The 22,128-nt window shown below is 63.7% G+C and carries 19 protein-coding genes; 16 read left to right on the top strand and 3 right to left on the bottom strand.

What is annotated here, in order from left to right; translation table 11 throughout:
- Positions 1-367: 367 nt before the first annotated feature.
- The 7 genes from trxA to mgtE all read left to right on the top strand — a co-directional run bounded on the left by trxA (position 368) and on the right by mgtE (position 8,327).
- A complete protein-coding gene (gene trxA, locus Thiosp_RS17510; protein ID WP_201068335.1) occupies positions 368-694 on the top strand; it encodes a thioredoxin TrxA in 327 nt (108 codons plus the stop codon).
- Positions 695-896: 202 nt separating this feature from the next.
- A complete protein-coding gene (gene rho / locus Thiosp_RS17505) occupies positions 897-2,153 on the top strand; it encodes a transcription termination factor Rho (RefSeq protein ID WP_201068336.1) in 1,257 nt (418 codons plus the stop codon).
- Between the two features lie 78 nt (positions 2,154-2,231).
- The gene (locus Thiosp_RS17500; protein WP_201068337.1) at positions 2,232-3,584 is read left to right on the top strand and encodes a paraquat-inducible protein A; all 1,353 of its coding nucleotides are present in this window, start codon (positions 2,232-2,234) and stop codon (positions 3,582-3,584) included.
- Positions 3,581-4,261 (top strand): N-acetylmuramate alpha-1-phosphate uridylyltransferase MurU, encoded by a 681-nt coding sequence (gene murU, locus Thiosp_RS17495; protein WP_201068338.1) that lies wholly within the window; start codon positions 3,581-3,583, stop codon positions 4,259-4,261. Before Thiosp_RS17500 ends, murU begins: the two co-directional genes overlap by 4 nt.
- Positions 4,262-4,270: 9 nt before the next feature.
- Positions 4,271-5,692: a glutamate--cysteine ligase family protein gene (locus Thiosp_RS17490; RefSeq protein ID WP_201068339.1), complete on the top strand. Its 1,422-nt coding sequence runs from the start codon at positions 4,271-4,273 to the stop codon at positions 5,690-5,692.
- Between the two features lie 152 nt (positions 5,693-5,844).
- Positions 5,845-6,867: a M14 family metallopeptidase gene (locus tag Thiosp_RS17485; protein ID WP_201068351.1), complete on the top strand. Its 1,023-nt coding sequence runs from the start codon at positions 5,845-5,847 to the stop codon at positions 6,865-6,867.
- 104 nt (positions 6,868-6,971) lie between these two features.
- The gene (gene mgtE / locus Thiosp_RS17480) at positions 6,972-8,327 is read left to right on the top strand and encodes a magnesium transporter (RefSeq protein WP_201068340.1); all 1,356 of its coding nucleotides are present in this window, start codon (positions 6,972-6,974) and stop codon (positions 8,325-8,327) included.
- A gap of 36 nt (positions 8,328-8,363) precedes the next feature.
- Here mgtE and Thiosp_RS17475 read toward each other — a convergent pair whose 3' ends face one another.
- Positions 8,364-10,274: a PAS domain S-box protein gene (locus Thiosp_RS17475; protein ID WP_201068341.1), complete on the bottom strand. Its 1,911-nt coding sequence runs from the start codon at positions 10,272-10,274 to the stop codon at positions 8,364-8,366.
- A gap of 382 nt (positions 10,275-10,656) precedes the next feature.
- Between Thiosp_RS17475 and Thiosp_RS17470 the strand changes: the two genes are divergently transcribed.
- The 9 genes from Thiosp_RS17470 to Thiosp_RS17430 all read left to right on the top strand — a co-directional run bounded on the left by Thiosp_RS17470 (position 10,657) and on the right by Thiosp_RS17430 (position 21,022).
- Positions 10,657-11,661, top strand: a complete 1,005-nt coding sequence (locus Thiosp_RS17470) for an AAA family ATPase (protein WP_201068342.1) — start codon at positions 10,657-10,659, stop codon at positions 11,659-11,661.
- Between the two features lie 79 nt (positions 11,662-11,740).
- Positions 11,741-12,667, top strand: a complete 927-nt coding sequence (locus tag Thiosp_RS17465) for a DUF58 domain-containing protein (RefSeq protein WP_201068343.1) — start codon at positions 11,741-11,743, stop codon at positions 12,665-12,667.
- 10 nt (positions 12,668-12,677) lie between these two features.
- A complete protein-coding gene (locus tag Thiosp_RS17460) occupies positions 12,678-13,271 on the top strand; it encodes a DUF4381 domain-containing protein (protein WP_201068344.1) in 594 nt (197 codons plus the stop codon).
- Position 13,272: 1 nt separating this feature from the next.
- Positions 13,273-14,358, top strand: coding sequence for a VWA domain-containing protein (locus Thiosp_RS17455; protein ID WP_201068352.1), 1,086 nt, complete (start codon positions 13,273-13,275; stop codon positions 14,356-14,358).
- Positions 14,355-15,389, top strand: coding sequence for a vWA domain-containing protein (locus tag Thiosp_RS17450; protein ID WP_201068345.1), 1,035 nt, complete (start codon positions 14,355-14,357; stop codon positions 15,387-15,389). The genes Thiosp_RS17455 and Thiosp_RS17450 overlap by 4 nt, the downstream gene beginning before the upstream one ends.
- Entirely contained in the window at positions 15,386-16,924 is a 1,539-nt protein-coding gene (locus Thiosp_RS17445; protein ID WP_201068346.1) for a tetratricopeptide repeat protein, read from the top strand. Before Thiosp_RS17450 ends, Thiosp_RS17445 begins: the two co-directional genes overlap by 4 nt.
- 431 nt (positions 16,925-17,355) lie before the next feature.
- A complete protein-coding gene (locus Thiosp_RS17440; RefSeq protein ID WP_201068347.1) occupies positions 17,356-18,864 on the top strand; it encodes a BatD family protein in 1,509 nt (502 codons plus the stop codon).
- A gap of 117 nt (positions 18,865-18,981) precedes the next feature.
- Entirely contained in the window at positions 18,982-20,061 is a 1,080-nt protein-coding gene (locus Thiosp_RS17435; RefSeq protein ID WP_201068348.1) for an HAD family hydrolase, read from the top strand.
- 118 nt (positions 20,062-20,179) lie between these two features.
- A complete protein-coding gene (locus tag Thiosp_RS17430; protein WP_323696579.1) occupies positions 20,180-21,022 on the top strand; it encodes an ABC transporter substrate-binding protein in 843 nt (280 codons plus the stop codon).
- 98 nt (positions 21,023-21,120) lie between these two features.
- Here the strand turns inward: Thiosp_RS17430 and Thiosp_RS17425 are convergent, their stop codons facing one another.
- Together Thiosp_RS17425 and istB are read right to left on the bottom strand one after the other, a co-directional pair.
- The gene (locus Thiosp_RS17425; RefSeq protein ID WP_323696578.1) at positions 21,121-21,330 is read right to left on the bottom strand and encodes a hypothetical protein; all 210 of its coding nucleotides are present in this window, start codon (positions 21,328-21,330) and stop codon (positions 21,121-21,123) included.
- On the bottom strand, positions 21,302-22,126 hold the full coding sequence (istB, locus tag Thiosp_RS17420) for an IS21-like element helper ATPase IstB (RefSeq protein WP_201062932.1): 825 nt from the start codon (positions 22,124-22,126) through the stop codon (positions 21,302-21,304). The genes Thiosp_RS17425 and istB overlap by 29 nt, the downstream gene beginning before the upstream one ends.
- Positions 22,127-22,128: the final 2 nt, after the last annotated feature.

The raw sequence follows: 22,128 nt of genomic DNA, 5'->3' as shown, positions 1-22,128 counted from the left end.
ACGCGAACCCGCGCCCTCGGTTGACGGGTCCCCACTCAGGCTCTGGTTCAGGTTCTGGCTTACGGTTTCAGGTTCCAGACCCGATCTCCCGGCCTCCAATTCCCCCGAGGGATTTCCCCCGAGGGCTTCTCCCCGAGAGATTCCCCAAGCATCCTCTGTTGGCATACGCATTGAGCAGTTCGACTCTAGGCACTTCGACTCCAGTTCCCCTGCGCAGGCTTTGCAGCCAAAAGACGGCTTCCCGTCAACCATCGGCGCCGATCCACCCATCGGCGCCGATCCACGAAATAGCCGGAAAGGGCTCGCGGCTTGAGAGAATCCCACCCACAACCATGCTGATTTACCACACAAACGGAGACTGTACACTGTGAGCGAGAAAATCCTCCATGTAACGGATGACAGCTTTGAGCAAGATGTTCTGCAGTCCACGACCCCGGTCCTTGTCGACTATTGGGCCAACTGGTGCGCCCCCTGCAAGATGATCGCCCCCATCCTGGAAGAGATCGCCGATGAGTACGGCGAGCGTATCAAGGTCGCCAAGCTTGATATCGACGAGAATCGCGCCGTGACCGAGCGGTTTAACGTGCGCGGCATCCCGACGCTGATTTTGTTCAAAAACGGTGAGGCTGAGGCCATCAAGGTCGGGGCCGTCTCCAAGTCCCAGCTCACCGCCTTTATCGACAGCAACCTCTGAGCCGCTGCCTCCCGGCAGGCCAGGGGCGATGATCGCGACAATCAATCGCGCGCGCCAGGCTCTCCCGGCAGCGCGCCACACCACGATGCGGCCGTCCCTGCGGGCGCCCGCCCTTTCCTCCGCCTAATTCCCGCACCGCATCCGCCGGCCCGTCGTGGGCGTCCGGGTGTCGGATTCCTTCATGCGGTTTTCGAGCACTGCAATGAATCTCACCGAACTGAAGAAAATGCCCATCCCGGGCTTGGTCGAACTGGCACAGTCCATGGAGATCGAAGGGGTTGGGCGCTCGCGCAAGCAAGACCTGATTTTTTCCATCCTCAAGGTGCAGGCCAAGCGCGGAGAGGATATCTCTGGCGACGGCGTGCTGGAGATTCTCCAGGACGGTTTCGGCTTTCTGCGCTCCGACGATGCGTCCTATCTCGCCGGACCGGATGATATTTACGTCTCGCCAAGCCAGATTCGTCGTTTTGCGCTGCGCACCGGGGATACCATCTCAGGCAAGATTCGCCCGCCCAAGGATGGCGAGCGCTATTTCGCGCTGCTCAAGGTCAGTGAGATTAATTTCGACCGACCCGAGGTCGCCAAGAACAAAATCCTGTTCGAGAACTTCACGCCGCTCTTCCCGCAGAAGCGGCTCGGGTTGGAGATCGGCAATGGCAGCACCGAGGACATCACCGCGCGCATCATCGATCTGGTCGCACCCATCGGTCGTGGCCAACGTGGCCTGATCGTCTCCCCGCCGAAAGCGGGTAAGACCATGATGCTGCAGAACATCGCCCAGTCGATCGGGCACAATCATCCCGACTGCGACCTGATCGTGCTGCTGATTGACGAGCGGCCAGAGGAAGTCACCGAAATGGCCCGCTCGGTGCGCGGCGAGGTGATTTCCTCCACCTTCGATGAGCCGGCGACTCGCCATGTGCAGGTCGCCGAAATGGTCATCGAGAAGGCCAAACGCCTGGTTGAGCACAACCGCGATGTGGTCATTCTGCTCGACTCCATTACCCGCTTAGCGCGCGCCTACAACACCGTGGTGCCATCCTCGGGCAAGGTGCTGACCGGTGGTGTGGATGCCAATGCGCTGCAGCGGCCCAAGCGCTTTTTTGGTGCTGCGCGTAATGTGGAGGAGGGCGGCAGCCTGACCATCCTCGCCACCGCCTTGGTCGACACCGGTTCGCGCATGGACGATGTGATCTACGAGGAGTTCAAGGGCACCGGTAACATGGAAATCCACCTCGACCGGCGCATCGCTGAGAAGCGCATCTTCCCGGCAATTCACATCAATCGCTCCGGCACCCGTCGCGAGGAGCTGCTGATGGCCCAGGCCGAGCTGCAGAAGATGTGGATTCTGCGCAAGATCCTGCATCCGATGGATGAACTGGCAGCCATGGAATTCCTGGTCGACAAGCTCAAGAACACCAAGACCAATGGTGAGTTCTTCGATTCCATGCGCGGCTGAGCGACGCCATTTGCGACGCCATTTGCGACGCCAGTTGCGAACATTGGGCAGGGCGTCGTGACCGCGCCGGGAGCGCCAGTGCCCGCCGTCCCTCGTGTGGCCGTCGCGGTTGTGTCGATGCTGCTGCTCGGACTGTCGCTGTGGCTGGCGGGCTTGCTAATTCTTGATCTGCGCGCGCTGCAAGACGACAAATCCGCGCTGGCCGAGCTGCGCGATGTCAAATACGGTCTGTTCAATGCCGAGCTTTGGGTGGAGCAGGTGGGCGACATCCTCGCCCGCAAGATCGACACCTTCGAGATCACCGAGGAAAGCCGCCCACGCCTGAAGCACTCCGTCGAACGCATCCTCGATCGCCTGCTGGTGGAGGTTGAGGGCTATATGCGCCGGCGTAATCAATCCGGCGATAACTGGCTCGAGCGGGTACAGGGCGGGCTGCAGCAACAGGTTCAGGAGTGGCTGATCGACTTCGATAGCTTGCGCGCGCGCGTGCCATATTACGCCGATCAGCTGCTCAACGAGCTTGAGCAACCCCAAACCAAGGCCGAGTTGAAAGTCTACTCGCAGCGTCTGCTCAATCAGGCGGCGGCCACCAGTCTGGCGGAAGTGGATTACAGCGCCTTCAACGCCATCCTTATGCGTTATGGTTGCGACACCGGCGTGACCTGTGTGGATCGGCTCAACGCGCGCAGCGCCGCGCTGGAAGGCCAAAGCCGGCAGCGCGCCTGGCTGGTCCTGGGGCTGGTGGCGACGCTCTTTGCGCTCACCATTGCCTTTAGGCGTCGCAGCGGACGCCTATTGCCAGAGTCCTTGGGTATCTTGACGGCGGCCGTCCTCGTGCTGTTGGCCGCGGGCGTGCTCACGCCCATGCTGGAGATCGAAGCCCGCATCACCGAGCTCAGCTTTCTGCTGCTTGATCAACCCGTGCGCTTCACCGATCAGGTGCTCTACTTTCAAAGCAAAAGCATCATGGACGTGCTGGCACTGCTCGCGCGCACCGGCAAGCCGGATATGCTGCTGGTCGCCGTGCTGATCACGCTCTTCAGTCTGGTGTTCCCGACGCTCAAAATTCTGGCTAGTCTGATCTATTATCGCCAGTCCGATCAGTCCACTGGCGGGCGCGGCTGGGCGCTGGTGCGCTTCTTCGCGCTGCGATCGGGTAAATGGTCCATGGCCGATGTGCTGGTGGTGGCGATCTTCATGGCATTTATCGGCTTTGACGGTTTGATCGACAGCCAGCTTGTGGCGCTCGCGGGCGGGCAGGGCGCGGCGAGCAGTCTGGATGTTCTGACAACCAACGGCACCCGGCTGGCCATCGGCTTTTTCATGTTCCTGTGCTTTGTGCTCGGCAGTCTGACGATCTCGACGCTGCTTGATGCAGATTCCGGGAGCCGGCGCGCTGGGGCGGGCGCCGGCCCGGCGGTGCTGCCATGAAGGCGATGATTCTGGCCGCCGGGCGCGGCGAGCGCATGCGCCCACTCACCGACACCACCCCCAAGCCGCTGCTACCCGTGGCGGGCAAGCCGCTGATCGCTTATCAGATCGAGCGCCTGGCGGCGGCCGGCTTCCGCGAGTTGGTGATCAATCACGCGCATCTCGGCGCGCTGATCGAGCAAGCCCTGGGTGACGGTGAGCGCTTTGGCGTGCGCATTCACTACTCGCCGGAGGGGGAGGGCCGGGCGTTGGAGACCGGCGGCGGCATCTTCAAGGCGCTTTCCTTGCTTGGTGATGCGCCCTTTCTGGTCGCCAATGGCGATATCTTCTCCGATATCGACTATGGCGCGTTGCACCTCGCCAAGGGGGATCTCGCCACGCTCGCGCTGGTCGAGAATCCTCCGCAGCATCCGCAAGGGGACTTCGCCCTCACCGCCCATCAGCGCGTGTCGAATCAGGGCGAGCGGCGGCTGACCTTCGCCGGCGTTGGGCTCTATCATCCCGCGCTTTTTGCCGACTGCGAGCCGGGGGCTTTTCCGCTTGCGCCCTTGCTGCGGCAGGCGATGGACAGCGGGCGCGTCGGTGGATATCGTCACCGCGGCCAGTGGATGGATATTGGCACGCCCGAACGCCTCGGGCAGCTTGAGCAACTGCTCGCCACCCGGTATAGCTATTGAGAAACGCGCATGGGCCATCAGATCAGCGACAGCCGATTCACGCCCGCTGACTTCGCGGAGTTTCAGCGCCGGCTGGAGCGGGAGACCGAACTGCTTGCGCAACTCTTTGCCGAGGGCGCACTCGCGGATGGCCCCAAAGAAATTGGCATTGAGCTTGAGGTCTATCTGATCGACCGCCACGCCGCGCCGGCGGACGCGATCGAGCCAGTGCTCGCCGCGATCGACGACCCGCTGGTGGTGCCCGAGCTGGCACAGTTCAACCTGGAGCTCAATACCGCGCCGCGCCGCCTCGGCAACGGGGCTTTCAGTCAGCTCGCCGATGAGCTCGAAGCGCGCATCAGCCGCTGCCGACGCGCGGCTGCCGCCGCTGAAGCCCGCCTGATCGCGATCGGCATCCTGCCCACGCTTCGGCCCGATCATCTATCCCTCGCGCGCATGACCGAGCGCGAGCGCTTCCGCGCGCTGAACGAGCAGATATTTTCGCTGCGCGGGGACCTGCCTATCCGCGTCAATATCAGCGGCGAGGAGCAAGTCCAGCTGCTGCAGCCCAATGTGATGCTGGAAGCCGCAGCAACCGCCTGCCAACTTCACATCAAGATCGCCCCGGCGCAGTCGGCGCGCTACTACAACGCGGCCAAGATTCTGTCCGCGCCCATGGTCGCCGTGGGGGCCAATTCTCCCTTGCTGTTCGGGCGCGAGCTGTGGGCCGAGAGCCGGATTCCGTTGTTCGAGCAGGCGGTGTCCGTGGGTGGGCCGGCGCTGAGCGAGCGCTTTGGTTTTGGTGTGCGCTACGCCAAGGGCTCGGTGATGGAATGCTTTCGCGCCAATGTCAGCCGCTATCCGGCGCTGCTGCCGGAGCTCATCGATGCACCGCCGGAGGCTCTGGCCCACCTGAGCCTGCACAATGGCACCATTTGGCGCTGGAATCGTCCGCTGATCGGCTTCGAGCCTGACGGACAGCCGCATCTGCGCCTGGAGCATCGCGTGCTCTCGGCTGGCCCGACGGTGGCGGACAACCTTGCCAATGCAGCCTTCTTCATCGGTGCCTTGCATGGGCTGGCGGACCTCGAGCAGCCACCGGAGGAACGCCTGCGTTTCTGGCAGGCGAAGCGCAACTTTTATCGCGCCGCCCAGCATGGCATGCAGGCGCGCCTGGTCTGGTATGGTGGCGATGAGGTGCCGGTCGCGCGCCTGATCGAAGACGAGCTGCTGCCGCTCGCGCGCGAGGGTCTGCGCCGGCTCGGCGTCGACCGCGGGGAGATCAGCCACTGGCTGGATATCATCGCCAATCGCGCCCGTCTCGGCCGCACCGGTGCCGCCTGGCAATGTGCCTGGGTCGCGCGCCATGGCATGCGCTGGGAAGACCTGACCGAAGCCTATCTGGCCAAGCAGGAAAGCGCCCGCCCGGTGCATGAATGGACGCTCGATTAGCCAGCAGGAATTCCACCATCAGCCCCGCGCTGCACCCGCTGCGCGCCGATGGCTGACGAGGTCTTGCTTGATGGGCGAGCTCGCCACGCCCAAGCGCCCAATCGCGCAAGCACACAACCAGAAACCGACGACAGCCATTGCCACCATCAGTGATCCTCATCGAGCTCGACCAACTTCCGCCCCGTCTGCTTGACTGCGACAGCCACCAGCTGTTCTCCGTGCTTGGTGGCCCGGCGCTGATCCATCTGCCAGGGGAGCGCGAGCCGCCGCTGTTCGTCTCGGTGCTGATGCACGGCAACGAAAGCGTCGGCTGGGACGCCATGCGCCTGGTGCTGCGCGAGCGCCTCGGGCCAGAGGGAGCAGGGCGTCTGCCACGGGCGCTGAGCCTGTTCATCGGCAACCCGGCTGCCGCAGCCGTGGGTCTGCGCCACCTGCCCGAGCAGCCGGATTTCAACCGTGTCTGGCCGGGCAGCGAACTACCGCCCACGCCCGAGCATGCACTCATGGCGCAGGTGGTCGAGCGCATGGCCGCGCGCGGCTGTTTTGCCAGCATCGATCTGCACAACAACACCGGCAATAATCCGCATTATGGCTGCGTCAATTTTATCGATCCGCGCTACCTGCAGCTTGCCGCCCTGTTCTCTCGCACCGTGGTCTACTTCGTGCGCCCGCGCGGGGTGCAGTCACAGGCGCTGGCCGAGCTCTGTCCGGCGGTGACGCTAGAATGCGGCAAGGCCGGTCAGCAGCTCGGCATCGAGCACGCACGCCATTACATCGATGCTTGCCTGGACCTTGAGGCGCTGTCGAGCGACTGGCCGCCGCCCCAGGAGATTGACCTGTTCCACACCGTGGCTCAGGTCAAGATCGCGCCGGGCGTTGATTTCGGCTTTCCCCCGCGCGATGTCGCCCTGCTGCTGTCGCCGGAGCTGGAGCGGTACAACTTCCGCGAGCTCGCGCCCGGGACGCGCTTTGGCACCTTGCGCAAGGCATGCGGTGATGTCCTGGAAGTTCGCGACGAGAATGGGCAGGATGTTGGCGAGCGCTTTTTCGAACTCGACCAGGGCGAGCTGCGCTTGCGCATCCCGGCAATGCCTTCAATGCTCACCCATGACGAGCGTGTCATTCGCCAGGACTGTCTGTGCTATCTGATGGAGCGTTACCATATCGGTGGTTGACCACCGCTGCTGGCCCCTGACTTTGTTGCCGGCTTGATGCGAGCGCGCAGCCCGCATCATGGACGCGAGACAGCCTAACTCCCAACAGCCAGGAAATCCGTCGCATGGAACCCGAGAGCAATCCCCTCAACGACCGCATCGACGCGCTGCATGCCGTGCTGGACTCCGGCTCGGTCAAAAAAGCCCAGCGGATGCTCAATGCGCTGCATCCGGCCGAAATCGGCCATGTGATCGAGTCCCTGCCGCCGGCGCAGCGCCAGCTGCTGTGGGAGCTGGTCGATCCGAGCATCGAGGGCGAGGCGCTGCTCTATCTGCACGACGATGTGCGCGACGACATTCTAAGTCGCATGAGCTCGGACCGCATCCTCGCTGCGGCTGAGAGCCTGGACTCCGACGACCTTGCCGCGCTGGTGCGCGATCTGCCCAGCACCATTACCGGGGAGGTGTTAAACAGCCTCGACCAGCAGCGCCGCGAGCGCCTCGAGAAGACACTCGCCTACCCTGAGGACAGTGCGGGTGCGCTGGCAAACAGCGACACCATCAGCGTGCGCCCAGAGGTCACGCTCGATGTCGTGATGCGCTTTCTGCGCCGCTACAAGGAGGGGCTGCCAAACCTCACGGATAACCTGATCGTGGTCAATCGCGCTGGGCGGTATCTTGGCATTCTGTACCTGACTGAGCTGCTCACGCACGACCCGGACGAATCCGTCGCTGAGGTCATGACGCTTGATGTGCAGCCCATCCTGGTCACCACCAGCGCGCGCGATGTGGCCAAGCGCTTCGAGGCGCACGACCTGGTCTCAGCGCCGGTTATCGACGACGACGGCCAGGTGCTCGGGCGCATCACGGTTGACGACGTGATGGACCTCATCCGCGAAGAGGCGGAACACCAGTTCATGGGCCAGGCGGGCTTGAGTGAGACCGAGGACATGTTCGCCCCGGTGTTGCTCAGCGCCCGGCGGCGCGCGCTCTGGCTGGGGGTGAATCTGCTCACAGCCTTTCTGGCTGCCTGGGTGATTGGCCGTTTCGAGGCCACGATTCAGCAAATCGTCGCGCTTGCGGTATTGATGCCGGTTGTTGCCAGCATGGGTGGCATCGCCGGTACCCAGACGCTTACGCTCGCCATTCGCGGCATTGCCGTCGGTCAGCTTTCGATCAAAAACATCCGCTGGCTGCTCGGCAAGGAAATGGCGGTTGCCGTGTTAAACAGCGTTATCTGGTCGCTGGTTGTGGCCGCCATTGCGCTGCTTTGGTTTGGTAGTGGCGATATCGCGCTCATTATCGCCGCGGCCATCGCGCTCAACTTGCTCGCCGCCACCTTCACCGGGGCGCTCTTGCCCCTGCTGCTGCAGCGCCTCGGCATCGATCCAGCCCTGGCCGGTGGCGTGATTCTCACCACGGTCACCGACGTGGTTGGTTTCACGTCCTTTCTTGGTCTGGCGACCCTGTTTCTGCTGTAGGGTTTCGCTGGAGGTCCGGCACCCGACACCAGTGCCTCATGGCCGTTTGCCTTGGCGCCGGTCGCGCTTGGCGATCACGCGCTCCAGGGCTTTTTGCAAGCTGTCTGCTTCGATGGGTTTGGGCAAGAAGTCATCCATGCACGCGGCCAGGCATTTCTCCCGATACCCCTTGGGCGCATGGCCAGTGACGCCAATAATGGGGATGGATGAATCCAGGCGGTTGCTCTTGTTGGCGCGGATCGCCAGGGTCGCTTCAATCCCGTCCATCTCGGGCATCTGCACGTCCATCACAACCACATCGAAGGTGTGATCGGTAAGTTTGTTCAGGGCCTCGCGGCCATTGCAGGCGGTGACAACGGTGTGGCCCCATTTGCCGAGAAGTGCGGCGAGGACTTTTGAACTGATGGAATCATCCTCCACCACCAGGGTGCGCAAGACTCGGGAGTTTGGCTGGCCTTGCGTTGGCGTCTCCAGGGGAACTTGGCTTGCGCTGTATTGATCGGCGGCAGGGGTTTGCGGCGAAAGTTCCATTGGATTGCCGGTTTGGGGCGTGAGTGCTTGTGGCTCGGGAAGCTCTGGCTCGGGCGCGCCCGCGGCTCGGCGCGCTGAGCGCGAAATTTTGCGATACATGTTCGCCAGCAGTGCGGACTTGGCCCGCTCGGCGGTTTCGGCTTGTTCCTTGGTTTGGTTCAGCTCACGGTAGGTCTCTTGCAGAGGGGTGAGATCAAGGAATTGAAACAGCGAGTAGAGCAGGTCGCCGGCTGCGTCCGTGACCCTGGAGACGGTTAGGAGCCCCCAGAATATCTGGCCGTCCTTGGTGAGCAGGCGCTTCTCGCATTCGTAGCCGTCAAGCCCGTCCGCGATATATTGCTGATAACGCCTTTTCGCGAGTTCGCGATCCTCGGCAGGGGTCAGCAGCAGGATGGCCTCGCTGAGCAGTTCCTCGCGCGTGTATCCGCACAGGGTGAAGAGCCGCTCGTTGATGTCTTGAAAGCGCCCATCCGGAGTAACCAGCGCCATGGCGGCGTGGCTTTTATGGAAGGCGAGGGCAAAGCGCTGTTCGCTTTCCCATTGGGCGGCTTCAGCGGCTCTCAGTTTGGTGATGTCGAGTAGTGAGCCGTAAAGACGGAGCGTCTTGCCGTCCTCCGCCTGACCGCAAATACCCTTAATCAGCAAGTGCTTCTTGCAACCGTCGGGATTCGTTCGGCGCAACTCGAGCTCAAACGGTGAGCCGTCTTCCAGCGCGCGCATGGCGGCTTCATGCAGCTTTTGTGCATCCTCGGGGTGGTAGAGCGCGAGCTGTTCCTGATAACGGGGCACCGGGTAGTCGGTGGGCAGGCCGAGAATGTGGTAAAGATTCTCGGACCAGGTAATGGTGTCGGTTGCAGGCTCCCAGTCCCAGTCGCCCAAGCCGCCGACGGATTGGGCGTCCTTCAGGCGCTTTTCTGAGCGTTTCAGGGCTTCTTCGTTTGCCTTGCGCTCGGTGATGTCCTCAAAGGCGCCGACGAGCTTGATCACCTGGCCGTCTTCGTATTCCGGTTTGCCGATGGTGCGCGTCCAACGGCGGCGGCCGTTGGCCGTGATAAGCCGGACCTCGATGTCGTAGAGCGTGCCATGCTCAAGTGCCGCATGCACGCTATCGGATACCTTGGCGCGGTCCTCTGGGTGGTAGTAGCTGATGGCCTCGAGAAGATCGGGCTTGTAGCCGGGAGGAAGCTCGTGAATGGCGCAGGTCTGTTCGGTCCAGGTCACCTCCAGGGTGCGCGCGTCGAGTTCCCATGCGCCCATTTTGGCAATGGCGTGCTCGCATATTTGCGCGAGAGCAATGTTGCTGGGCGTGCCAAGCACCTTGGTGAGATGACTGTACTGCTTTTCTGAACCCAAGCGTGCTTCCAGCTCAGCAATGCGCTGGCGGGCTTGTTGCAGCTCCTCAATGATGCTTTGCATGGTCTTGACGTTGCTTAGAGGGGAAGGTCCATCGCCGTATTTCCGCTATTGTGAAGGAGAAAAAATTTCGTTTCTACAAGTATATAGCCCAGGGTAACGGCTGGCTTGTGGGCATGCCTTAGTCGCATCGCTAAGAGCGTGCTCGCAGCCATGGCCCCGCCCAGTGTCTGCCCAGTTTCTGTCCAGTGTCTGCACGGGGTTGATGACATAGTGTCTTGGTATGCCTGTGCTGATTGCTTGCGCCGGTTGATCGAAAGGCTCAGGATACCCGCTCGCCGACAGTTTCGGCAGCGTGTGACCGTCTGTTTTGCCGCCACAACTTGGGCGCGGCGCGGTGGTTTTCCCATCACCTGCCCATCACCTCATCGCGAGCATTTGTGCCATGACTCCAGCGGAATTGACACCTGTGCGCGAGGCGATTGCCGCGCGTGTGATCGGTCAGCAGCGCTTTATCGACAGCATGCTGATCTGCTTGTTGAGTGGCGGCCATCTGCTGGTGGAGGGCATGCCGGGATTGGCCAAGACGACGGCGGTCAAGGCGTTGGCGGATGCGATTGAGGGTGATTTTCACCGCATCCAGTTCACGCCGGATCTGCTGCCATCGGACCTGATCGGCACCGACATCTACCGCCACGAGAAAGGCGCGTTCGAGTTCCGCGAAGGCCCACTCTTTCATAATCTGTTGCTGGCCGATGAAATCAACCGCGCACCGGCCAAGGTGCAGTCGGCGTTGCTCGAGGCTATGGCGGAACATCAGATTACCGTCGGGCAGCGCACCTATCCGCTGCCGGCGCTGTTCATGGTGCTGGCGACGCAAAATCCGGTCGAGCAGGAAGGCACCTATCATCTGCCCGAGGCGCAGCTCGACCGCTTTCTGATGCAGGCAGTGGTCACCTACCCCGACCGCGAGGAGGAGCTCAAGATTCTCGCGCTGGATGCCGCGCGCAGTCCAAACCCCAGCCCTGGGGGTAAGGCTCAAGATGCGCGCGATGGGACCGACCAACCCGCAACGGATGCACCGCCTTGCCTGAGCCAGGCCGATCTCTTTGCGCTGCGCGAGCGGGTCGCCGCGATCTACCTCGACCCCAAGCTGAACGGCTATATCGTCGATCTGGTGCAGGCAACGCGCCAGCCGCAGGCATACGATGCCGATCTGGCCCGCTGGTGTCGCTTCGGCGGCTCGCCGCGCGCCAGTATCGCGCTGGCACGTTGCGCCCGCGCGCGAGCCTGGCTGGACGGCGAGGACTTCGTCGCCCCAGAGCACATTCAGCAGGTCGCGCCCGAAGTGCTGCGTCATCGCCTGCTGTTGACCTTCGAGGCCGAGGCCGATGGGGTGACGACCGATGATCTGGTCCGCCGCCTTCTGAGTCAGGTCGCGATTCCCTGAGGCCCGCCCCAGAGCTCCCAAACTCGCTCCCAGATTCGCCCAGATTCCCCCCCCAGATTACCCAGCTTCCCAGATCCCCATGAGCAGCCTCCATCCGCAGCTGGATGATCTCCTCGAACTGCGCCATCAGGCGCGTGCTCTGGGGCTGTCGTCCCATCATTTGGTGAACTCGAGCTTTGCCGGACTCTATGCGTCGATCTTCCGCGGCATGGGGGTGAACTTCGAGGAAGTGCGCGAATATCGCGAGGGCGACGATATCCGCTGCATGGACTGGAAAGTTACGGCGCGCACCGACCAGCCGCATCTCAAGGTGTTTCGCGAGGAGCGCGAACGCAGCGTCGTGCTTTGCGTCGATCACGGTCCCGGCATGGCCTTCGGCACGCGCGGCACTTTCAAATCGCTGCAGGCCGCGCGCGCGGCGGCACTCATCGGTTGGGCCGCGAGCCGCCTGCACGACCGGGTGGGTGGACTGGTGTTCGGCAATCCCTCCTTAGGCTTGCAACATTTTCGCCCATCGCGCGGACGCCGTGCCCTATGGCAACTGCTGCGCACCCTGACCGAGCCGACCGACTCCGCCGGTGCCATGCAAGACTGCTTGGCGGGCGCATTGCAGCGCGCCACGCGTGGGTTGCCAACCGGGTCGCTGATCTTTGTCATCGCTGACTTCAATCGCCCCGCCGCGGAACTCGAGCCGGTGCTCGGCAATCTGATGCAGCGCCATGCGGTCGTGCTGGTGCCGGTCGATGATCCGTCCGACTGGGATATGCCTGCCATGGGCCGGATGCGTTTTCGCGACCCGGGCGGCGCCGGCATCGAGATCGATACCAGCGATGCGAATGCTCGCGCAAGGTACCAACAGGCCTGGCAGGAAAGACGCGAGCGTTTGCTGGCGCTCGCCCGGAGCCTGCGTGTGCTGGTGCTACCGGTGCGCACTGATCAGGACATCCACCTGACCCTGGTGCGCGCGCTTGCCGGCAGCTTGCCCGGTCGCTCGCCGCCGCGATGAGGTCCCTGGTATGACCGAATCCGCCCTGCTGCAGGCACCCTTGCGCGACATTCACGGCATCGACTCGGTGCCCTGGTGGCCCCTGGCGCCCGGCTGGTGGCTTGTGGCTGCCGGGTTGCTGGCCTTACTGGTAATCCTGTGGCGGTGGTGGCCGGGCGCGCATGCCATTCGCGCGCGGATTGATGCGCTGCTGCAGTGGCTGTTCAGACCCGCGTGGCAGCGCGCGGCGGCGCGCGAGCTTACGAGCTTGCGCCAAGCCGCAGGGCAGGCTTCGGCACCCGAGCTGGCCGCGGCAAGCTCGGCGTTGCTGCGGCGCATCGCGATGGCGCGCCATGGTCGCGCCGCCTGTGCCGGCCTGCACGGGCAAGCCTGGCTCGACTGGCTGAGCGCGCATGATCCGAGCGGATTCGACTGGGGCCGGGATGCCGAGTGGCTAATTCGCGCGCCCTTCGCCCCGCCGGATGCGCGCACACCCGAGCCATCCCCAAAGCAGCTCGAGCAGATAATCGCCGCCGCCGAGCGCTGGGTGACACTGCCTGTCCAAACGCGGCCGAGTCGCGGATTAGCAGCGACCGACACCGGTGGACCTGTGCATCATGGGTAGCCTGTTTTCCTTCGCCGCGCCCTGGGCCATCCTGCTTTTGCCATTGCCATGGCTGCTCTGGTGGCTGGCCAGCCGTTCTTTCGCATCGCCCGGGTTAACCTGGCTTCGCGCCTGGCTGCTGGCGATGCGGCCGAGTGCGCCCGTCACCCGGCGCTTGTTACACCCGCATCTGGAGCATTTGCGCAGCGCCTACCAAGGGCGGTCCTGGGCTGGCTCGGCCGGGGCCAGGTTGCGACTCATGCTGCTGGCGCTCTTGTGGACATCTCTGGTGGTGGCGCTGATGCGCCCGCAGTGGCTCGAGCCGGTCACCGAGATCAGCACCCCGGGCTACGATCTCATGCTGGCGGTGGATGCCTCGCATTCCATGGACGCGCTCGACTTCAGCGTGCAGGGTCAGCAGGTCAGCCGCATGGCGGTGGTCAAGGGCGTCATGGGGCGCTTTGTCGCCGGGCGCACGGGCGACCGTGTCGGGTTGATCGTGTTCGGCAGTGCGGCCTATCAGCTCTCACCGCTCACGCTCGACCGGTCGGCGGTGCGCCAACTGCTCGAGACCCTGGTGCCCGGTATCGCCGGCTCCAGCACGGCTCTGGGGGATGCGCTCGCCTTGGGCGCGAAGAAGCTCAAGGCGCGCCCGCCCGGCTCGCGCGTGATGATTCTGATTGCCGATGGTGATAATACCGACGGCGATTTCCAGCCGCTCGAGGCGGCCGCCCTAGCGCGCGAGTTTGGCGTGCGCATTTATGTGGTTGGGGTCGGTAGTCAGGACGCGCGCATCCCGATCCTGCATCGCGGTCGCATCGAGTATTGGGACGATCTGACCATGGATGAAACCACTCTGCGCGCCATCGCTGAGACCACAGGCGGGGCTTATTTTCGTGCCACAGATACCAGCGCACTGGAGGCGATTTCCGCGCGCATCTCGGCGCTAGAGCCAAGCGATGCGGAAACGCGCACTGCCTTCGTGCCGCGAGCGCTGTACCGATGGCCCTTGCTCGCGGCGCTGCTGGCGCTGGCCTGGCTTGGGCTGTTGCGCGCGCTCGCGCCGCCCGCATTGGCGCAGTCAGGCGGCGAGGGCACTTTGCCATGACAGAGGGGTTTCACTTCGCCGCTCCGCAATGGTTCTGGGGGCTGTTCGCGCTGCCGCTTGTCGCCTGGTTCTGGCGTCGCGGAGTTGGCGGGCCGGTGCGGGCGCACTGGCATCGCTATGCCGACGCGCATCTGCTGCCGTATCTCATCGATCCGTCCGGCGAGGCTGGAACAGCGCACTGGTTGCGGGCTTGGGGCGGTTTCCTCTACTGGTCACTGCTGTGGTTGCTGCTGCTGACGGCCCTGGCCGGACCGCGCTGGGAGCTGCGCGAGATGCAGCTCGCGACCCCCGGCGACAGTCTGCTGGTGTTGCTCGATCTGTCCCGCTCCATGGACGCCGACGATGTCGCGCCAAGCCGTCTGGGGCGCGCGCGCCAGGAGCTCGAGGACCTGATCAACCAGAACCGGCGTTTGCGCTTGGGACTGGTGGCCTTCGCCTCCGTGCCCTATGTGATAGCGCCGGTGAGCGAGGACATGGCTGGCCTCAAGCAGCGTTTGCCCGCGTTGTCGAGCGATCTTGCCAGCTACCACGGTAGTCGATTGGAACCCGCGCTCGAGCGCGCCGCGCAGATGCTGGCTGCGGTGCCTGACGGTGGCGCGCGCTCGATGTTGCTGATGAGCGACGGGGATTTCGACGAACCGGACCTGGGCAGCGCGGTCGCCGCCCTGGCCGGCGAGGGAATCGCGCTGCACGTGCTCGGCATGGGCACGCGGGAGGGCGCCTTCGTGCCGTCGCCGGGCGGTCGGCGCCTGCTCGACGCCAGCGGCAGCCCGGTCCGCAGCGCTCTGAATGAGCCGCTGCTGCAAAGCCTGGCCGAAGCCGGTCGCGGCAGTTACCAGCGCGCCGACTATCGCGGCGAAGATACTGCCGCGGTGCTAAAAGCCGCGGCCTCCGGCGCTGGTGCGCGCGGCGGCGCCGGCGAGAGCAGCGCGCGGGTGTGGAAAGAAGCCTTCCACTGGCCGCTCATGCTGCTGGCGCTGCTGCTATTGCCGCAGTTTCTGCCGGCTGCCTCACCAGGGTCGCGAGCATGACGAGCTGGCTGCGTCAATTGGCGACCATGCGCCCCCGTTGGTTGCTGTTGCTGGTCATCATGGCGACACCAGCATCGGCAGGCTGGTTCAGTAACTCCGAGCAAGAGGCTGCCGATGCCCTGGCCGCGGGCGATCATGCCGCAGCGGCGCAAGGTTTCGCTGATCCTTACCGCCGGGGCGTCGCGCTTTATCGGGACGGTCGCTACCCGGAGGCCGCAGGGGCTTTCTCAGCTTCCACGCGCGAAGCCGTGGCGGCTGATGCCCGTTATAACCTCGGCAATGCCCGTTTCAAACTCGGCGATCTGTCCGGTGCCATCGAGGCCTATCAGAGCGCGCTGCGCGCGCAGCCAGGGCATCAGGATGCCGAAATCAATCTGGCGCTCGCGCGGCGGCTGCTTGCTTCCGTAGAAGAGGAATCCTTGCCAGAAGAACAGGAGCAGGAAAAGGAGCAGGAACAGGAAAAAGAGCAGGAACAGGAAAAAGAGCAGGAACAGGAGCAGGAGAAAGCGGCTGAACAGAGTCAGTCTGAGGAACAGGATCAGTCGCAGCAAGCGCAAGCCGAACAGCAGCAGGACTCCGATAAGCAGGATTCCCAGCAGCAGGAATCTGGACAGGAGTCGCAGCAGCAGGAGGGTGAGAAATCAGACCAACAGGAGGAGGGCCAGGAATCGGCCCAAGAGAGCGGCGATGGGTCAGAATCTTCTGACTCGTCCGGGTCGGCTGAGTCAACGGATGCTTCCGAATCCGTCGGTGGTTCGGGTCAAGCCGATCAGAGTGGTCAATCCGAAAATGAGTCGGAGGAATCTGGCAGTCAGTCGACTGAAGCCGATAGCGAAGGCGAGTCGCGCGGGCAGGACGCTTCCAGCGAGGCCGAGGGCGCGGTTAAGTCGGGCCAGATGCCCGAGCAGGAGCAGCAGGATCAGGAACAGGAGCAGAAGCAGGGACAGGACCAGGGCCAGGGCCAGGAGCAGAAACAGGATGGCGAGGCCGGCGGGAAGGACGCGGAAACGGGAGCTTCGGACGCTGTCGATGCGGATGATGATCCCGATTTCGAGCGAGAGTCCGATGGCGGAATGGAGAAACCCCGGAAAGGCACTGACACCACCGACGGGGAAGAACCAGACGCCGCCGGGCAGGAGCCGAAGTCAGATGCAAGTCAGGGGCAGGGCGATGATCTCGGCGCGTCGGTTCAGTCGGACTCTGCTGGTGATCAGTCGCAGCGCGAACCGAATCGAACCTCACCGGGCGCTTCGGAACAACCCGAATTCGCGAATCCGGCAACGCAGGAGCAAAGCGTTACCGAGTTCGACCAGCTCGGGGAGTCGCCGCAACAGCCGCAAGCGGATGCGCAAGCCGCCATGGTCTCTGGTCTTTCCGAGCAACAGGCGACAGGTCTTGGGCTGGGTCTGGCCGAGCAGCGCCTTGAGCAACTCGAGTCCGATCCCGGCGAGTTGATGCGCAATCAGTTCCGATTGCAGGAAATTCGTGCGCTGCAAGCGGCGGGTGGTCCCTGGCGGGAGACGCGGCCGTGGTGAAACAGCCAGGCGTGGTCAAGCTGCGGACCGGTCTGACGGGAGTACTGATTGCCGCCGGCATGGCGGTGGCTCTGCTGCATGCTCATGCTGGAGCGGCGGAGGAAACCCCAAGTGCCGGCCAGCTCTCCCAGTCCGGGCAATCTGAGCCACCGAGCGCCGAATCCTGGCGTTTTCGTCCTGAGGCTCAGAGTAACGCCCGCGGCATGCCGCCGGGCCAAAGGGGGCAGAATACCTGGCCGCAGGTTGACCCGAGGACCCGGGCAAATCCCTGGCAAAATCCGGGGTCAAACGCCGGGCGGAGGCCCAATCGGTCCGATCCCCGAACACAGCCCTGGAGTGGCGGTTGGGCGCCCGCTTATCCGCCAGGGGCTTCGCGACCACAGGGTTCTACTCGTCATATTTTGGGAGCGCCTCTCGCGGCGACGCCAAAGTTGGAGGTTTCGCTCTCACACGATCACGCCTATGTGCAGCAGAGCCTGATTCTCAAGCTGCGGGTAATCAGCACTGGCGCGCTCGCTAGCGCGACGCCGAGTCTGGATGACCTGGATCATGCGCAAACGGAGCTTCTCAAGGGGCCTGTGAGCCAGATGCGCACCGGAGGGGACGGTCGCGAGCAGGTCAATGACTACTATTTCTTGCTCCGGCCTCTGCGCGAAGGCCCTCTGCGCATCGCGCCGGTGCGGCTGTCCGCGACCGACGCACGCGGACAGCGCTTTGAGCTTGAGGCACCGTCGGTGCCTGATCTCGAGGTGCGCCCGGCGCCGCCCGAGCTGCGTCCCTGGCTGCCGCTGGAGGCGCTCAGCCTGACAGCCCGACTCGACCCGACCGCCGAGATCGCTGCCGGACAACCCCTGACCCTGACGCTCGAGCTGCAGGCCGAGGGCGGCACGGCTGAACAACTGCCATCGCTGGAGCCCCTGCTGGCCTCGGCGGACTTTCGCCGCTATCGCGAGCGCACCCTGAGCGACACCCGCCTCGATGCAGATGGCCGGCGCCTGCTTGCGCGTCGCACCGAGATCTACACCCTGGTACCCCAGTCCGAGGGGGCGCTGCAGCTGCCGCCGATGCGGCTGCAATGGTGGAATGTCGCCACCAACCGTCTGGAGGTCGCGAGTCTCGCGCAACGCAGCCTGGGTGGACCCAAGCGCGCGGACGCGCGTCCGAGTCAGCCGCAAGAGGGCGTCGGTCCGGGGGTATGGTTGGCATGGATACCGCTGATCGCCGTGGTCTTGGTCTTCCTCGGTTTGGTCGCAGGCTGGCGAGTCAAGATCGTTCGCGTTCCGGCTCAGGGCGATTCACCGACCGGTGGCTTGCCCGTCGCGCTTGCCCGATCGACGCTCCCTGAGGTTGCCGCGCGGCTGCGCTCGGCACAGAGTTTGGGTCGCGCAGCCGCGTCTATCGCCCTGCGCTGGTCTGGGATGCGGACAAAGGCGAGCGCAGGGTTCGCGGCATGGAACGCGCGGATGACAGATGCAATGGCTGATGCAGTGGCCGGCGCCATGCCAGCGTCATGGCGGATGCGACGCTGGTTGCGCGCCCTCAGGTCCTGCAATGACCCGGATGCCTTTTACATCGCCCTGCGGGAGCGAGCGCAGCAGGCAGCTTGGTTGGCACCCGGGGAGCCGCTCACGCACTTGGCCGGGAAACTCACCCGCCCCGGGACTGAACAATCGGCTGGCCAGCCGGCAACCAGCAAAGACGCAGCTTGGCAAAGCGCGCTAAGAGCCCTCTTCGCCGAGCTAGAAGCCGCGCGCTACGCGGCCCGGCCACTCGAGCTTATTGACTGGCGGCGGCGACTGCAGCGCCAACTGCGGTGGCAATTCGGCGGGCGATGGAAACTGCTGTCTCGACAACCGAATGGCGCCTTGCCACCGCTGAATCCCGCCCAAGCGGATCGCGGGTGTCGAAACGATCAAGCGATACGTCAGCTACCTACGTAGACTAAGTAATCGTGCGGATAGGAAGGGTTAGCGGAATGCGGATAAGCTTGGGCGCGAAAGGGCGTCCAGCGTGCGTGCTCGCACCGTCCGCAATTACAATGACTAAGGAGTACTGCAATGAAACGCAAGCGCACTTTGCTGAGTAAAGTGTTTACACCGGCCATCGCCCTGATTGGGCTGATGGCAACAGGCGTGCTCTTCGCTGAGGACACTGGCCCGCGCCCAGACGTCCAGGGCGAGCCGCAGGCACTCAGCCACGACGCCCCGCTGCCTTCCTGGAGCGATGGTCCCGCCAAGCAGGCAATTCTCGACTTCGTAGCGGAAGTAACCACGCCGGACTCACCCGGCTTCGTCCCGGCTGAGGACCGCATTGCCACCTTCGACAACGACGGCACCCTCTGGCCGTCGCACCCGATGTATACCCAGGTCGCCTTTGCGCTAGACCGGGTAAAGGCGCTGGCCCCGAAGCATCCGGAGTGGAAGACGACAGAGCCATTTAAGTCGGTGCTTGCCAACGACCTGGCCGGCATTGCGGCGAGCGGAGAAAAGGGCATCCTTGAGCTGGTCATGGCGACCCATGCCGGCATGAGCACGGCTGAGTTTGAACAGATTGTGACTGACTGGTTCAAGACCGCCAAGCATCCCAAATTTGACCGCCGCTACACCGAGCTGGCCTACCAGCCCATGCTTGAGCTGCTTGATTACCTGCGTGACAATGGCTTTACCACTTACATCGTCTCTGGCGGCGGGGTTGAGTTCATGCGGCCCATGACCCTTGAGGTCTATGGCATACCCGCGCAACAGGTGATCGGCTCATCGATCAAGACCGCGTACAAGGTGGTCGACGGCAAGCCCGAGCTGATTCGCGAACCCAAGGTGAACTTCATCGATGACAAGACGGGCAAGCCGGTCGGCATCAATCAGTTCATCGGCAAGCGTCCCATCGCCGCCTTCGGCAATTCCGATGGGGACCGACAGATGCTCGAATGGACTGGCGCAGGTGACGGCGCCCGGCTGATGATGCTGGTCTTCCACGACGACGCCAAGCGCGAATATGCCTACGGTCCGGCCGCGGGTTTGCCCGACACCCAGTTCGGCACCTTCAGCCAGGACCTGATGGACGAGGCCAAGGAGAAAGGCTGGTCTGTGATCAGCATGAAGGACGATTGGAAGCGCATCTTCGTGTCCAACCCATGAGTGCTGCTGGCAGAGCGCCAGCCACCGCGGTTTGTCAGCGCGCGCACTGAGCGCCTCGGGGCGGGCGCTGGTAGCTCCTTGGATTGCCGTCCTCATCCTGTTGGTGGCGATACCGCTTGTGGTATCGCCGCATGCCGCGCATGCCACGCCTGAACCCCGTCACCTAGTCATCCTCAACGCGGTCGACCCCTACGTCCCCGCCTTCATCACCTTAGATCGCGCGCTGCGCGAAACCATTGAGGCGCGCAGCCAGGCGCAGGTCGAGTTTTTTTCCGAAACCCTGGACATGCACCGGTTCCCGCGCGAGCTGCTCGATGACGATATGGTCGCGCTGCTCGAGAAGAAATACCGGCGCCTGAAAGTGGACGTGGTGCTGGCTATCACCCCGATTGCGGTCGACTTCGCCCAGCGCCATCGCGACGACATCTGGCCCGGAGCCACCATGGTCGTTGACGCCGTCTCGGTCAAGAGTCTGGCTCGACTGGCGCTCGAGCCCGTGGTGTCGGGGATACCCTATGTCCTGGCATTCGAGCGCACCCTCGATCTGGCCCTGCGTCTGAAACCGAACACACGCCTGATCGCCATCGTCAGTGGCTCCGGTCCCTGCTGCGACTACCTCGGCGACCTTAAACAGCGACTGCAGCAGCGTTCGCAAGACCTGGAGGCGCGCTATCTGGTCGATCTCAGCCTCGAAGAGACCCTGGCTGCGGTGGCCGAACTGCCAGAGGATGCGATAGTCTTCTTTACGGCGCTGTTCCGCGATTCGACCGGCCGTCCGCTGGTGCCCCGTCGGGTGCTCGAGCAGCTCGCTGAAAAGGCGTCAGCGCCGATATTCGGCGTGTACGGCAGCCAAATTGGCTATGGGCTTACCGCAGGCTGGATTGTCCCCTTCGATGTCCAGGGGCGTGCGACCGGTGAGTTGATCGCTCGGCTGTTAGCGGCTGAACAAACCTGCGGATAAACGGTGAAGTCCAGCCGCCCGACAAAGCGACGCCCTCGCTGAAGGCGAAGGGTGAGCCACCGAACAGCGAGCCGCGCCCGGTGGCCGGTGAAGGTCACTCAGAACGGATCATCGTTGTAGAAAGGAAACAACGGCAAGGGCAGCTGACGTTCATCGCGCAGTTGCTCCTGATAGGCCTGTTCGCGGGCCTCGGCGATAGCGAGGCCATGGATCTCATAAATTCCCTCGCAGAGCATCTCCAACCAGTCAACGACCGCCAGCGCCTGCTCGGGCGACCAATCATAGGGAATCATCGGGGGTGGATACATGCTCCTCTCCTGGCTGTGCTGGAGGCGTCTTTGACGCCGGCTTGGTCCGTGCCGCGCGCTGCTCACGCCGCCGCGTCGCGGACTCCTTCGCCTCCTTGAGCCGATAGGACTCCCCATCGATCTGAATGATCTCCGCGTGATGGACCAAGCGATCGATCAGCGACACCACACAGGCGGCATTGGGAAACACCTCCCCCCACTCGGCAAAGGGGCGGTTCGTTGTCACCAGGGTCGGATGCCTCTCATAGCGGCGTGACACCACCTCAAAGAGCAAATCCGCGTGGCGGTTGGAATACGACAGATACCCGATCTCATCGATCAGCAACAGCTGCACGCGGGCATAGGCATTCAGGCGCGCGCGCAGCGCCCGCTCCCCGTCGGCTTCCAGCAGCGCATTGAGCATCGCCGCCGCCGACGTGCACAGCACCGTGCGCCCGGCCAGCACCGCCTGCCGCGCCAGATTGCGCGCAATCGTCGTCTTGCCCACCCCGTTGGGGCCGATCAGCACCACATTCAGCGCCTCGGCGACAAAGCCAAGGCCCATCAACTCCTCAATCGCCGCGCGATCACAGCGCTTGGGCCAATTCCAATCGAAATCCGCCAGTGGTGTGAACCGCCCCAAGTGCGCCTGCTTCATGCGTCGCTCCAGCGAGCGCTGCGCCCGGGCCTCTTCCTCCCACTGCAACACGCTCACCAGCCAAGGCGCGTCCACCACCTCCGCCCAATGCGCCAGCACCCCATAGAGCTTCAGCGCCTGGGCGCGTTGTTTCAGCATCTGCGGATCCTGTTCACTCATGC

The sequence above is a fragment of the Thiorhodovibrio litoralis genome (assembly GCF_033954455.1).
GTDB lineage: Bacteria > Pseudomonadota > Gammaproteobacteria > Chromatiales > Chromatiaceae > Thiorhodovibrio > Thiorhodovibrio litoralis.
This window is presented reverse-complemented; position numbering and strand designations above follow the sequence as displayed.

Bases quoted from the DNA above. Each gene is read 5' to 3' on its own strand.
- rho (WP_201068336.1), top strand. From the start codon at position 897: ATGAATCTCACCGAACTGAAGAAAATGCCCATCCCGGGCTTGGTCGAA.
- murU (WP_201068338.1), top strand. From the start codon at position 3,581: ATGAAGGCGATGATTCTGGCCGCCGGGCGCGGCGAGCGCATGCGCCCA.
- Thiosp_RS17490 (WP_201068339.1), top strand. From the start codon at position 4,271: ATGGGCCATCAGATCAGCGACAGCCGATTCACGCCCGCTGACTTCGCG.
- mgtE (WP_201068340.1), top strand. From the start codon at position 6,972: ATGGAACCCGAGAGCAATCCCCTCAACGACCGCATCGACGCGCTGCAT.
- Thiosp_RS17475 (WP_201068341.1), bottom strand. From the start codon at position 10,274: ATGCAAAGCATCATTGAGGAGCTGCAACAAGCCCGCCAGCGCATTGCT.
- Thiosp_RS17470 (WP_201068342.1), top strand. From the start codon at position 10,657: ATGACTCCAGCGGAATTGACACCTGTGCGCGAGGCGATTGCCGCGCGT.
- Thiosp_RS17465 (WP_201068343.1), top strand. From the start codon at position 11,741: ATGAGCAGCCTCCATCCGCAGCTGGATGATCTCCTCGAACTGCGCCAT.
- Thiosp_RS17460 (WP_201068344.1), top strand. From the start codon at position 12,678: ATGACCGAATCCGCCCTGCTGCAGGCACCCTTGCGCGACATTCACGGC.
- Thiosp_RS17450 (WP_201068345.1), top strand. From the start codon at position 14,355: ATGACAGAGGGGTTTCACTTCGCCGCTCCGCAATGGTTCTGGGGGCTG.
- Thiosp_RS17445 (WP_201068346.1), top strand. From the start codon at position 15,386: ATGACGAGCTGGCTGCGTCAATTGGCGACCATGCGCCCCCGTTGGTTG.
- Thiosp_RS17435 (WP_201068348.1), top strand. From the start codon at position 18,982: ATGAAACGCAAGCGCACTTTGCTGAGTAAAGTGTTTACACCGGCCATC.
- Thiosp_RS17425 (WP_323696578.1), bottom strand. From the start codon at position 21,330: ATGTATCCACCCCCGATGATTCCCTATGATTGGTCGCCCGAGCAGGCG.
- istB (WP_201062932.1), bottom strand. From the start codon at position 22,126: ATGAGTGAACAGGATCCGCAGATGCTGAAACAACGCGCCCAGGCGCTG.